The following is a 12431-nucleotide window of genomic DNA, read 5'->3' as shown; positions in this document are numbered from 1 at the left end:
AAGTGCGGCCACCCAGCTGGTCGTAGTGTGATCGTGGGTCGGGAACGGCCACCATACGACGACAAGGAGTACGACATGACTGAGAAGAGCAGCGGACTTTCCGTAGAGGAGCGCGAGGCCGTCAAGCAGCGCGCCGCCGAGCTGCGCGCGCAGGAGAAGGCCGGGAAGAGCCGCGCCGCCGGAGAGGCCGCTGTCCGCGAGGCGATCGCCGAGCTGCCGGATGATGACCGAGTTCTCGCAGAGGGGATCGACCGGATCGTCTCCGAGGTGGCTCCTCATCTGGTTCCCAAGACCTGGTACGGCTTCCCGGCATACGCCGACGCCAGCGGCAAGATCGTTGTGTTCTTCAAGGCCGCCTCGAAGTTCACCACTCGATACGCGACCCTCGGCTTCGAGGAATCGGCACAACTCGATGACGGCGATATCTGGGTCACCTCCTTCGCGCTGCTCGCGTTGACCCCGGAGACGGAGCGGGTGATCACGGAGCACATCCGCAAGGCGGCCGACTCAGCCAACTGAGCCGGCGGTCACCGAAGCGCTGGCCGCATCCGTTAACCTCGATAGGTGATGAACGACCGCTACGGCTCCGATGTACTGGCGGGTGACTGGCGCAAGGCCGGCCGCCCCGTGATCCCCGAAAAGGCCGCAACGAAGGACCTCGTGATCGAGGAGGTCGCGACCGGTTTCTGCGGTGCCGTTGTGCGCATCGAGAAGAACATCGTCACGCTCGAGGACCGCTTCGGCAAGCTCCGGCTGTTCCCGCTCGGGCCCGGCTTCCTGCTCGACGGCAAGCCCGTGGTGCTGGTCGCGCCGCAGAAGGCCGCCCCGGCCGGGCGGGGGCGCACGGCATCCGGATCTTTCGCCGTCGAGAACGCCGCGGCGCGCGTCGCCCTGCCGAGCCGCATCTTCGTGGAGGGTCGGCACGACGCCGAGCTCGTGGAGAAGGTGTGGGGCGCCGACCTCCGCATCGAGGGCGTCGTCGTGGAGTACCTCGAGGGCGTCGATGACCTCGACGCGATCGTGCGCGAGTTCAAGCCGGGACCCGGCCGCAAGGTCGGCGTGCTCGTCGACCACCTCGTGAAGGGCTCCAAGGAGAGCAGAATCGCGGATGCCGTCGCCGCCGGCCCGTATGGCACGCACGTGCTCGTCGTCGGCCACCCCTACATCGACATCTGGCAGGCGGTGAAGCCCGAGAGGCTCGGCATCAAGGTCTGGCCGACCATCCCGCGCACCGTGGAGTGGAAGAAGGGCATCTGCGCGAGTTTCGGCTGGCCGCACGATGAGCAGGCGGACATCGCCCGTGCCTGGCAGCGCATCCTCGGGCAGGTGCGCACTTTCGCGGACCTCGAGCCGGCCCTGCTCGGCCGCGTCGAAGAGCTGATCGACTTCGTCACCGCCCCGTAGTCCGGAGCCCTCGCAGGCGCTTGCTGGGAACCCCCGACTCCCACGCTGGCTCGAGGGAGCGCCAGCGACCGAAGCCCCGAGCCCTCGCCGGGAACTCCCGCAACCCACGTTGGCTTGAGGGACGAAGTCCCGAAGCCCTGAGCCCTCGCCGGAAAGTCCGCTGGTTGAGCCTGTCGAAACCCCCGCAGGTCTCGGTTGGGTCACGGTCGGTGCCGCCTGTGGATAACCCCTGATTCGGAGCCTGTTTGCGAAAAGTCTTGTCGGTGGTCGGTGAGACGATCTAGGCATGAGCGAAGCACTGCTACAGCTCCCCGGATCGGCCACCGACCCGGTCATCACCGGATGCCTCAACGGCCTCGCCGCGGTCCAATCCTCGATCGGTGCCGCCCAGGCGGAGCAGTACCGGTTCATCGAAACCGCCCGCGCCCACGCGATCGCGACCGCGGATCCGATGGGGAAGTCGCGACGGATCGAGGAGGAGTTCGCGCTCCGCAGCATCACCTCCGAACTCGCCCTCGCACTGCGGGTGCATGAGCGCACGATGACCGGCCTCATCTACGAGGCCAAACAACTCGGCACGATCTTTACCCGGTCGTTGGCCGCCCTCGCCGCGGGCACGGTCGGGCAACGGCACGTCCGTGAGATCCTCGCCCAGGCCGTCACTCTCCCACCGGAGTTGCACGCCCGCTTCGAAGCCGAGGCGCTTCTCAAGGCGGCCACGCAGACCCCGACCGCCTTCCGGCGGACGGCGGCTCGGATTCGGGAACGCCTCCACCCCGACTCTTTGACGGTCCGCGCGGCGAAGGGTCGGGCGGAACGCCGGCTCTGGTTCGAACCGGACGCCGACGGCATGGCGTGGTTGCACCTCCACTTGGAGGCGGAGAAGGCGATCGCGATCACCGAGAGGATCAGTCACCTCGCCGACCAAGCCCAGGCTGAAGCCCTCGACACCGCCGACCTGCCCGACACGGCAGGGGCGCTGACCTCGGGGACGCACGCCCAGCTGGAAGCGGACATCGCCGCCGAACTGCTGCTCAGTCCACCCGCAGGCGGCACTTCAAAGTCGCGGATGCCCGGGCTGGCGTTCTCCCGCCCCGAGGTCTTCGTCGCCGTGCCGAAACTCACGATCCCGTGCGCGACCCTCGTCGGCCAGTCCGACGACCCGGCGGAGCTCCACGGCTACGGGCCGATCGACGCCGATACCGCCCGCCGCCTGGTCGCCGCCGCCCCGACGCTGCACCGGATCCTCGTCGACCCGGTCGACGGCACCCCGCTGCAACTGGACCCACGGAAGTATCCACTCACGAAAGCGCTGCGCCGGTGGATCCTCTATCGCGACCAGATCTGCCGCTTCCCCGGCTGCACCCGGAAGGCCGAACGCGCGGAGATCGACCACACCCAGCCGTTCGGGTACGACGGGCTCAGCGAAGAGGACAACCTGGCGGTGTTGTGCAAGAAGCATCACCGGCTCAAGCACAACTCCCGCTGGAGGGTCCGGCAGCTGGGCCAGGGCGGCCTGCGCTGGGTCAGCCCGGCCGGCCGTATCTACGACACCCACCCGGCCCCGCCCAGCGGCCGAAGACCCCCGGGCGACCCGCCAGCCCCGCCGTTTGGCCCGCCTCCGCCGGTTGAGCCTGTCGAAACCACCGCGGACTACCCGGACACCCCGCCCTTCTAGACAGCAACGCCCCGGTGCTAGCGTGTAAGCATGACGCCGCAGGAGCTGGAGAACCTTGCCTGCCTGCGCCGCGCCCGGGACCTGATCGACCGCGACTATGCCGAGCCGCTCGACGTTCCGACGATGGCGGCGAAGGCTCTCATGTCGCCAGCCCACTTCTCGCGGAGCTTCCGCGCCGCATACGGTGAAACGCCGTACAGCTACCTGATGACGCGCAGGATCGAGCGCGCGATGGCGCTGCTCCGCGCCGGCGTGAGCGTGACCGAGGCGTGCATGGCCGTCGGCTGTACCTCGCTCGGCTCGTTCAGTTCCCGCTTCACCGAGATCGCCGGAGAAACCCCGAGCGCCTACCGCAGCCGCCCCCACGCCGCGGTCGCTGCGATGCCGGCCTGCGTGGCGATGGCCACCACCCGCCCGACGCGCGCTCCGGCGACAGGCGCCTCAGCATCGAGCAGAAATGGAGAAGCGAGCGACACGACTGCGGCGTAACTTCGTGGTCATGACAATCGCACTCCAGTACACCAACATCACCGTCAACGACGTCGACGAGGCGCTCGGTTTCTACCGGGACGCTCTCGGCCTCGAGGTACAGAACGACGTGGCATCCGGCGAATACCGCTGGGTCACGCTCGGCAGCGATGCGCAGCCCGGCCTCGGAATCGTCCTCTCTGTCCCCCACGCCGGTCGTTCCCAGGCCGACGGAGACGCCATGCAGGAGCTGCTCACCAAGGGCGTGCTGCCCCTGGTGGTCTTCCGCTCGGATGACGTCGACACCCTCTTCGAGACGGTGCGCGCATCCGGCGCAGAGGTCCTGCAGGAACCGATGGACCAGGGCTGGGGCCCGCGCGACTGCGCGTTCCGCGACCCGTCGGGCAACACCGTGCGCGTCGCGCAGGCTCCGGCCGCCTAGCCGACCGTTGTGCCGAACGCGAGGCCGAGCACGTAGGTGACCGCGGCCGCGCCGAGACCGATGCCCAGCTGGCGCATCGCCCGGCGCAGCGGCGGAGCACCGGAGAGCAGGCCGACGACGGCGCCGGTCACGAGCAGCGCGATGCCGACGAGCACGACGGCGACGATCACGGCCGCAAGGCCCTGCAGCCCGAAGATGTATGGCAGTACGGGGATAATCGCGCCGGAGGCGAAGAAGCAGAAGCTCGAGAGCGCCGCTCCCCAGCCGGTGCCGATCGCCTCGTGGTCGTCGATCGTTCCGACCGGCCCGGTGAGTGGGGCGCCCTGCGCGTGGATCCGCGTGATCACGCGGGCGGCGTGGCGTTCGGCCTCGGCTTCGTCCATACCGCGGGCGCGGTACACGAGGGCGAGCTCATTCGCGTCAACGTCGAGGTCGGGCAGCGCCTTGTCGGCATCCGGGTCGGGGTTGGACGCGTCGAGCAGCTCACGCTGGGAGCGCACGGAGACGTACTCCCCCGCTCCCATCGAGAGCGCGCCCGCGAGCAGACCCGCGATGCCGCTGAACAGCACGAACGCACTGGAGACGCCGGTCGCTCCGATGCCGAGCACGAGGGCCAGGTTGGAGACGAGGCCGTCGTTGGCGCCGAAGACGGCCGCCCGGAACGTGCCGGAAAGCCGCAGTCGACCGCGGGCGGCGAGTCCGCGCACGACCTCCTCGTGAATGCGCTCGTCGGCGGCCATCGCCGAGGTGGCGTGCGGATCGCTGGAGTACGGCGATGCGCTCTCCGCCCGCTGCGCGAGCGCGAGCACGAAGATCGAGCCGAAGCGACGGGCAAGCCAGCCGAGCGCGCGCGTGCGGATGTCGGCGCGCAGTGGCGCTCCAGCCTCTTCTCCGAGCAGCTCACGCCAGTGCGCCTCGTGGCGGCCCTCGGCATCGGCCAGGGCGAGCAGGATCTCGCGTTCCTCGCCGTCGCGGTGCGCGGCCAGCTCGCGGTACACCGCGGCCTCCGCCCGCTCGTTCGCGAGGTACTGGCGCCAGCGCTTGAGCTCGGCCTTGCTCGGCAGCGGCGCGCCGACGTTGGCGCGGGCCGAAGGGGTGTCTTCGTGGAACTGTGACATGCGGGGCTGAGTCTCCGAGGTGAGGTAATTGGGCATGGTTGCGCAACCCTGAGCATCCGCTGACAAGGCTATCGAGCGCCGGGGGCCGAGGGCCCGAAAACGCCGTGATTGACAGCATTTCGGGCCCCCGAACGGCGCCGGGCATTGCTCAGCTCAGCGGCGGATCTCGATCAGGATCACCCACGATGAGATCACGGAGAAGACCACGGCGAGCAGGATGCCGGTGGCCACCCGGCCGAGTCCGGCATCCGTCCCGAGCATCACCAGCACACCGCCGATCACGGCGAGGAGCGCCGGCAGCACGCCGAACGCGCCCTTCAGGAACGCCTCGCTGAGGGAACCGGTGCGCGAGCGCACGAGGCGCAGCAGCGAGAGCGTCGCGAGCAGCGTGGCAACGAGCCCAGTGAGGACGACGAGCGCGCCGTAGCCCAGCGCCGAGCTGTGCGGGATCAGCGCGCCGAGCGCAATGAGCGTGGACATCACCAGCAGCGCGATCGCGACGCCGGCTCGTGAGGCCATGCCGGGAATCGCGATGACCCGATCGACGTCACCGCTGACGGCCACGATGATGAGGCCGGCCAGGGCCGCGGCGGCCCCGGCTGAGGCGACGAAGAAGTCCGTCCACTCGCTCAGCACGACGCCATGCTACCCGCAGGCAGGCGGCGCCAATAGGATCGAGCCATGACGGATTGGGCTGAAGTCGCAGACGGCGTCTGGCACGCGCGCTACCACCCGATCGACATCTCAACCGTGCTCGTGCGCGGCGACGACGGGCTCCTCCTCGTCGACACTCGCTGCAATCCTCGCGAAGCGGCCGAACTCCGTGCCGATGTCGATGCGCTGAAGCTCGGGCCGATCCGCTGGGTCGTGAACACCCACGCCCACTACGACCACAGCTTCGGCAACCAGGAGTTCGGCGGCACGGCCACCATCTACGGGCACCGACGCATCCCGGCGCACTTCCGTGACTTCGAACAGCCGCGCCTCGACGTCTGGACGGCCGATCCCGCCGCACAGCCGCAGTACGACTGGGCGGATGTCGTTCTCACCCCGCCGCACGAGCTGCTCGGCGAGTCCCGCGAACTCGACCTCGGCGGCCGCGCGGCGCGCCTCATCCCGCTGCCGCCCGGCCACACCGACACCGATCTCGTCGTGCACATTCCGGACGCCGACTGCTGGATCGTCGGCGACATCGTGGAGGAGTCCGGCCCGCCGATGTTCGGCTCCGGATCCTTCCCGTTCACCTGGCCGCAGGTCATTCGCGATCTCGCCGCGGAGGTGGGCGGGACTGACGTCGTCATTCCCGGTCATGGGAAGGCGGTGGACCGCCGGTTCATGCTCCGGCAGGCCGCCGAGCTTGGCGCCGTCGCGGATGCGATCACCGCCGCGCACGCAGAGCGGCTCGGCGTCGCAGCCGCGACGACCCGGATCGCGGCCGACTCCGGGCTACCGGAGGAGATCGTCGAACCGGCCGTCCGCCGCGGCTTCGCGCAGCTGGGCGGCGCTACTCCTTGACCAGCTCGTGCCAGCCGTCGCCGTCGGCGTGCTCGAAGATGAGGTTCGTCTCGGTGTGCGCAACGGCCGGGTGACCGGTGAGGTGCGTGAGCACGAAGTCCCGCAGCTCCGAGGCGTCGTGGGCGGCCACGTGCAGCAGGTAGTCGTCGGCGCCGGCCATGTGGAACAGCCCGATGACGCCGGGCAGGTGCGGTGCGGCATCCCGGAACGCATCGATCTCGCCACGGGCGTGCTTGACGAGGCGAACGGAGATCAGCGCCTGCAGTGAGGCACCGAGCGCGGCCAGATCGATGTCGACGCGGAAGCCCCGGATGTAGCCGAGAGTCTGCAGGCGGCGCAGCCGCAGTGACACGGTCGATTCGGCGACGCCGACCTCTGCGGCCAGTGCCGCGCCGGATGCCCTGGCATTCGTCGACAGCGCTCGCAACAATGAGCGATCGACGCGGTCGAGTTCGGCCTTCTTCGAATCCACTGGGTGCCTCTGCTTTCTTTGTGAAGAACATTTCAAGAATACCAGCCTTTTGCACAGGATCCTTGACGCTATTGAGCCGTGGTGAGAGCTTCAACTACGTTCAAGCCATGGAGTCAACGATGCCTCAGTCACATTTGCCCACCCGTCACATCGAAACCCTCGCCGTCCACGGCGGCATGGCCGGTGTGCGCGAATCGGGGTCCCACGTACCGACGATCGACCTGTCGACGACGAACCCGCTCGTCGGGGTCGAGAGCGGCGGCGCGAGCTACGAGAACCTCGCAACGGGCGGCGATCTCGAGCCGGGAGCGTCGGCCGTCTACCAGCGCCTCTGGCAGCCGGGGGTCGCCCGCTTCGAGGAGAGCCTCGCCGCGCTGGAAGGCACGGACGGCGCCGTCGCATTTTCAACGGGAATGGCCGCCCTGGCCGCCTGCCTGTTGGCGACAGCCGCAGCCGGCAAGCCGCACGTCGTCGCCGTGCGGCCGCTCTACGGCGGCACCGACCACGTGCTCGCCGCCGGGCTGCTCGGCACGACCGTCAGCTGGGCGGATGCCGGAAGCATCGCGTCCTCGATCACACCAGAGACCGGTCTGGTGATCATCGAGACGCCGGCGAACCCGACGCTCGAGCTCCTCGACATCGCCGCGGTATGCGCCGAGGCCGGCGATGTGCCCGTTCTCGTCGACAACACCTTCGCCTCCCCCGTGCTGCAGCAGCCGGCCATGCACGGCGCGACCCTCGTGCTGCACAGCGCCACGAAGTACCTCGGCGGGCACGGCGACGTCATGGGCGGCGTCGTCGCCACGAACCGGGAGTGGCTGGAGCGGCTGCGCCAGGTCCGTGCCCTCACCGGTGGCCTGCTGCACCCGTTCGCCGGCTACCTGCTGCACCGCGGCCTCCGCACCCTTCCCGTGCGCGTGCGCGCCCAGCAGGCGACGGCCGAACAGCTCGCGTTCCTGCTCGATGGCCACCCCGCGCTGAAGCGGGTGCACTACCCGGCGCTCCCCGGCCAGGATCCGCTCGGCCTGCTCGGCCGTCAGCTGCACGGGCCGGGATCGCTCATCGCGATTGAGCTCGCCGGAGGCTACGAGGCGGCCGCGGCCTTCACCGAGGCCTGCCGGCTGATCACCCACGCCGTCTCGCTCGGCGGCGTCGACTCCCTGGTGCAGCATCCAGCCTCGCTCACGCACCGCCCGGTCGAGGCGAGCGCGAAGCCCAACGCCGGCGTCGTCCGCCTGAGCATCGGACTCGAGCACGTCGACGACCTGGCCGCCGACATCCTGCAGGCATTGGATGCCGCGGACGTCGCCGAGGCCGCCGAGGGTCTAGTGCGTGCTGCCGAGGCGCTTCCGCAGGAGCAGGATGCGTGATTGCAGCTGGGTCACGCTGGCCTGAGCGACCGCCGGCCCGCCGCACAAGCGGCGGAGTTCGGCGTGCACGATGCCGTGCGGTTCGCCGGTGAGCTTGGCCCACATGCCGACGAGGCTGTTCAGCAGCGCGCGCTGCTCCTTCAGGGTGCGGTAGAGGGCTTGCGGCGTCTCCGCCGCGATCTCCTCTGCCGGTCGGTTCTTCTGCCGCTCGGCGGCGCGGCGGGCCTGCTTGGCCTGCCGCTGCCGCAGCAGATCGCTCACCTGCTCCGGTTCGAGCAGGCCGGGGATGCCGATGAAGTCGTACTCCTCGTCGCTGCCGGGCTCGGCCAGCGTGCCGAACTCGTGGCCGTCGAAGAGCACCCGGTCGAAGGTCGCCGCCGAGCCGATGGCCTGGAAGCTGAACTCGCTGGTCAGCGCTTCCGAGGCCTTGTCGTCCTTGTTCGCCGCGGCGACCATGGCGTCTTCCGGGTTGTAGATGTCGCCGTCTTCGTCCTTGCTGATGCGGTCGAGCGCGTGATCGCGCTCGAGCTCCATCTGCGAGCCGAGCGCCATCAGCTGCGGCACATGGGGCAGGAACACGGATGCCGTCTCGCCGCGCCTGCGGGCACGCACGAAGCGGCCGATGGCCTGGGCGAAGAACAGCGGCGTCGCCGAGGAGGTGGCGTAGACGCCGACCGCGAGCCGCGGGACGTCGACGCCCTCGGACACCATGCGCACGGCGACCATCCAGCGGCTCGTCCCGGCCGAGAAGGTATCGATGTTGTCCGAGGCCTCCTTGTCGTCCGAGAGTACGAGGGTGACCGGTTGGCCGGTGATCTCCTCGAGGGCGACGGCGTAGGCCTTCGCCGCGAAGTGGTCGGTCGCGAGCACGAGCCCGCCGGCATCCGGAATGCCCTGACGGACCTCGGTGAGGCGCTTGTCCGCCGCCTGCAGGACGGCGGGGATCCACTCGCCGCCCGGGTCGAGCGCCGTGCGCCACGCCTGGGAGGTGATGTCCTTGGTGTTGTCCTCGCCGAGCTTCGCCTCCATCTCGTCGCCGGTGCTCGTGCGCCACTTCATGTGGCCGGAATAGACCATGAACATGACCGGGCGCACGACGCCGTCTTCGAGGGCCCGGCCGTAGCCGTAGTTGTAGTCGGTGATCGAGGTGCGGATGCCCTGGTTGTCCGGCGCGTACTCGACGAACGGGATCGGGGCCGTGTCGGAACGGAACGGGGTTCCGGTCAGCGAGAGCCGCTTGGTGGCGGAGCCGAATGCCTCGCGGATCGCGTCGCCCCAGCTGAGCGCGTCGCCGCCGTGGTGTACCTCGTCGAGGATCACCAGGGTGCGATTGCTGAGGGTGATGTCGCGATAGAGCGATGCGCGCACGGCGACAGCCGCGTAGGTCACGGCGACCCCGTGGTAGTGCTTGCCGAAACGGCCGTGCGCGTTCTTGAACTCGGGGTCGAGCCGGATGCCGACGCGGGCGGCCGCCTCCGCCCACTGCTTCTTCAGGTGCTCCGTCGGGGCGACGACGATGATCGTGTCGACCTCGCGGCGGCCGCGGAGCTCGGCGGCCAGGCGGAGCGCGAAGGTCGTCTTGCCTGCGCCGGGCGTCGCGGCGGCGAGGAAGTCACGCGGCATCCTGTCGAAGTACTTCTCCAGCGCCTCCGCCTGCCAGGCTCGGAGCTTGCTGGCGGTACCCCATGCGGCCCTCTCGGGGAACGACGGGGAGAGATGCTCCGCCGCCGAGGTACCCGGATGGGCTGGGGAGGCTTGCGGAGTAGTCACTGGCTCAAGTTTAGCGGCACCCAGAGACACACTTCGCTGGCCGCTGGTTAGGGTGGAGTCATGGCTGATGACACCGCGAAACACAAGGGACTGTGGTTTCGCCTCTCGCGGCGACGTGAGCAGGCCGAGGCCGCTGACTCATCCCCAGACCAGCTCTCCGATTCCCCGAGCCCGTGGCCGGTGCACCCCTGGCAGCGCTACGTCGCCGTCGGCGACTCGTTCACGGAGGGCATCGGCGACCCGGAGCCGAGCGTGCCTGGCGGCCACCGCGGCTGGGCCGACCGCGTCGCGGAAGTCCTGAGCGACGGCACAGATGACTTCGCGTATGCGAACCTCGCCGTGCGCGGCAAGCTGATCCAGCAGATCCTCGACGAGCAGGTCGAGCACGCGCTCAGCCTGCACCCTGACCTCATCACGATCTCCGGCGGCGGCAACGACGTGATCCGGCCAGGCAGCGACCCGGACGCCGTGTCTGCGCTCGTCGAGCAGGCGATCGCGAAGCTGACCCGCGACAAGGCGACGGTCGTGCTGTTCACCGCGACGGACGTCGGCTTCTCACCGGTGTTCCGCGGCATCCGCGGCAAGGTCGCCATCTACAACGAGAACCTGCGGGCGATCGCCGCGAAGTACGACTGCATCGTGGCCGACCAGTGGCCGCTCAAGGAGATCCAGGACACCCGATTCTGGGCGCCGGACCGCTTGCACCTGAACCCGCTCGGCCACCACGAGATCGCCAGGCTCGTGCTGGCGTCGCTCAACGTGCCGAACGATCTCAAACCGGCCGAACCGGAGCCTGCGCCCGTCCGCTCGTGGCGTGAGGCGCGCAGCGAAGACCTCAGTTGGGCCAGGGAGTACCTGGTCCCGTGGGTGCTCCGCCGCGTGCGGCACCAGTCCTCCGGCGACCTGGTGACCGCAAAGCGCCCCGATGCTGCCCCGTTCGTGCTCGCGGAGCCCGACGACGACTAGCGCGGGTTGCCGAGCTTCCACCACATGCCGGGGTCGCCGAGCGTGCCGTTGGCCGTGATCGGCACGCTGGCGCTCTGCCCGCCGGCCGTGAATGTCACGCTGCCGATCTCGGCGCCATCGTCGACGAGCGCGACATCCGGCAGATCAAGCGTGGTCTCGACGGGGGTGTCCGACCAGACGAGCAGCGAGGCGGATGCCGCGCTCTCCGCCGCTGCGGTGTCGCCCCACTCGGTCGAGTAGCTCGCCCACTGCTGGCCCTCCGCCGTGAGGGGAACGGTGTGGTACCCGGCGAAGACGCTGTCGAGCAGCGTCCCGACGGCGTCGTTCAGTTCGGAGTGGGTCTCTGCGCCGAGCGTCGCGCCGACGAGCGTCACCGTCTGACCGTCGATGACGGCATCCGCGGTGTAGAGCAGGCAGGCGCCGGCCTCATCGGTCGTGCCGGTCTTCATGCCGGTGACGCCGTGCTTGCCGAGGAGCTTATTCGAGTTGGTGACGGTGCCGATGGTGGGGAGATCGGCCGACTTCATGGCCACGATCTCGGCGATCGCCGGCTGCGCGATGGCGAGTTTGCCGATCTCGACGAGGTTCGCGGGGCTGCTCACGCTGCCGGCGGAGAGACCGCTGGCATCGACGACGTGCGTGTCGGTAAGGCCGTGTTCGGCGATCCAGGCGTTCGCCGCTTCCAGATAGGCGTCCTCCGAGCCGAACGCCCAGATCGCGAGCGATTCGGCGTAGTTGTTCGCCGACGGCAGCAGCAACGCGATGAGCGTCTCCCGCTGGCTGAGGCTCATCCCGGCCACGACGGGAGCGGAGGAGCCGTTCTCGGCGATCGTGTCCCAGTAGATGTCGACGTCGGCCTCTGTGTAGTCGATTTCCGGACCGGCCTCGCCTGCGCCGAGCGGGTGCGCATCGAGCACGACGAGCGACGTGATCACCTTGGTGATGCTCGCGATGGGCCCGCTGGACTGGTCGCCCTCGCTCGCGAGGATCCCGGTGGTTCCGAGCTGGCCGACCGCTGTGCGACCGAAGCCTGGCCAGTCGACGGGCGCGGCTGCCTGCGTGAGCACGGGCACCTCGCTGCGGGCGATGGCCGTGGCCGGAAGCGGGGCCGCGAGGGCATTCACACCGTAGAACAGCATCGAGAGCACGGCGATGAGTGCCACGCCGGCAACGCTGAAGACGGCGATCCTGCGACGTCGATAGATCTGGCGTCGGGTTAGGGTCACGA

General features: G+C 69.4%; 13 protein-coding genes. 8 read left to right on the top strand and 5 right to left on the bottom strand.

Annotated features, from left to right (window positions below; genetic code table 11):
* The first annotated feature begins 75 nt into the window (after nucleotides 1-75).
* From EV379_RS07480 to EV379_RS07460, 5 genes are all read left to right on the top strand, one after another.
* Nucleotides 76-519: a hypothetical protein gene (locus tag EV379_RS07480; RefSeq protein WP_130505586.1), complete on the top strand. Its 444-nt coding sequence runs from the start codon at nucleotides 76-78 to the stop codon at nucleotides 517-519.
* A 48-nt stretch (nucleotides 520-567) separates the two neighbouring features.
* Complete coding sequence (locus tag EV379_RS07475; protein WP_130507345.1) at nucleotides 568-1404, top strand: DUF3097 domain-containing protein; 837 nt, start codon at nucleotides 568-570, stop codon at nucleotides 1402-1404.
* 286 nt (nucleotides 1405-1690) lie between these two features.
* On the top strand, nucleotides 1691-3082 hold the full coding sequence (locus EV379_RS07470) for an HNH endonuclease signature motif containing protein (RefSeq protein WP_130505585.1): 1392 nt from the start codon (nucleotides 1691-1693) through the stop codon (nucleotides 3080-3082).
* Between the two features lie 30 nt (nucleotides 3083-3112).
* Complete coding sequence (locus EV379_RS07465) at nucleotides 3113-3571, top strand: helix-turn-helix transcriptional regulator (RefSeq protein WP_130505584.1); 459 nt, start codon at nucleotides 3113-3115, stop codon at nucleotides 3569-3571.
* A gap of 10 nt (nucleotides 3572-3581) precedes the next feature.
* Complete coding sequence (locus EV379_RS07460) at nucleotides 3582-3992, top strand: VOC family protein (protein WP_130505583.1); 411 nt, start codon at nucleotides 3582-3584, stop codon at nucleotides 3990-3992.
* On the opposite strand, the gene EV379_RS07455 is transcribed toward EV379_RS07460, so the two are convergent.
* The gene (locus EV379_RS07455) at nucleotides 3989-5110 is read right to left on the bottom strand and encodes a VIT1/CCC1 transporter family protein (RefSeq protein WP_130505582.1); all 1122 of its coding nucleotides are present in this window, start codon (nucleotides 5108-5110) and stop codon (nucleotides 3989-3991) included. The genes EV379_RS07460 and EV379_RS07455 overlap by 4 nt on opposite strands.
* A 153-nt stretch (nucleotides 5111-5263) precedes the next feature.
* Entirely contained in the window at nucleotides 5264-5746 is a 483-nt protein-coding gene (locus EV379_RS07450) for a hypothetical protein (RefSeq protein ID WP_130505581.1), read from the bottom strand.
* A gap of 45 nt (nucleotides 5747-5791) precedes the next feature.
* Here EV379_RS07450 and EV379_RS07445 point away from each other — a divergent pair, with 45 nt between their 5' ends.
* Entirely contained in the window at nucleotides 5792-6625 is an 834-nt protein-coding gene (locus EV379_RS07445; RefSeq protein ID WP_130505580.1) for an MBL fold metallo-hydrolase, read from the top strand.
* Here the strand turns inward: EV379_RS07445 and EV379_RS07440 are convergent.
* Entirely contained in the window at nucleotides 6615-7097 is a 483-nt protein-coding gene (locus EV379_RS07440; protein WP_130505579.1) for an Lrp/AsnC family transcriptional regulator, read from the bottom strand. The two genes, EV379_RS07445 and EV379_RS07440, sit on opposite strands and share 11 nt — an antisense overlap.
* A 119-nt stretch (nucleotides 7098-7216) precedes the next feature.
* Here EV379_RS07440 and EV379_RS07435 point away from each other — a divergent pair, with 119 nt between their 5' ends.
* Nucleotides 7217-8467, top strand: a complete 1251-nt coding sequence (locus EV379_RS07435; protein WP_242616279.1) for a trans-sulfuration enzyme family protein — start codon at nucleotides 7217-7219, stop codon at nucleotides 8465-8467.
* On the opposite strand, the gene EV379_RS07430 is transcribed toward EV379_RS07435, so the two are convergent.
* Nucleotides 8423-10237: a DEAD/DEAH box helicase gene (locus tag EV379_RS07430; RefSeq protein ID WP_130505577.1), complete on the bottom strand. Its 1815-nt coding sequence runs from the start codon at nucleotides 10235-10237 to the stop codon at nucleotides 8423-8425. The two genes, EV379_RS07435 and EV379_RS07430, sit on opposite strands and share 45 nt — an antisense overlap.
* A gap of 60 nt (nucleotides 10238-10297) precedes the next feature.
* Here EV379_RS07430 and EV379_RS07425 point away from each other — a divergent pair, with 60 nt between their 5' ends.
* Nucleotides 10298-11203, top strand: a complete 906-nt coding sequence (locus EV379_RS07425; protein WP_130505576.1) for an SGNH/GDSL hydrolase family protein — start codon at nucleotides 10298-10300, stop codon at nucleotides 11201-11203.
* Here EV379_RS07425 and EV379_RS07420 read toward each other — a convergent pair.
* Entirely contained in the window at nucleotides 11200-12429 is a 1230-nt protein-coding gene (locus EV379_RS07420; RefSeq protein ID WP_130505575.1) for a D-alanyl-D-alanine carboxypeptidase family protein, read from the bottom strand. The two genes, EV379_RS07425 and EV379_RS07420, sit on opposite strands and share 4 nt — an antisense overlap.
* Nucleotides 12430-12431: the final 2 nt, after the last annotated feature.

Origin of the sequence: Microterricola gilva, from assembly GCF_004217495.1 — a bacterium.
In the GTDB taxonomy this organism is placed as follows: domain Bacteria; phylum Actinomycetota; class Actinomycetes; order Actinomycetales; family Microbacteriaceae; genus Microterricola; species Microterricola gilva.
This window is presented reverse-complemented; position numbering and strand designations above follow the sequence as displayed.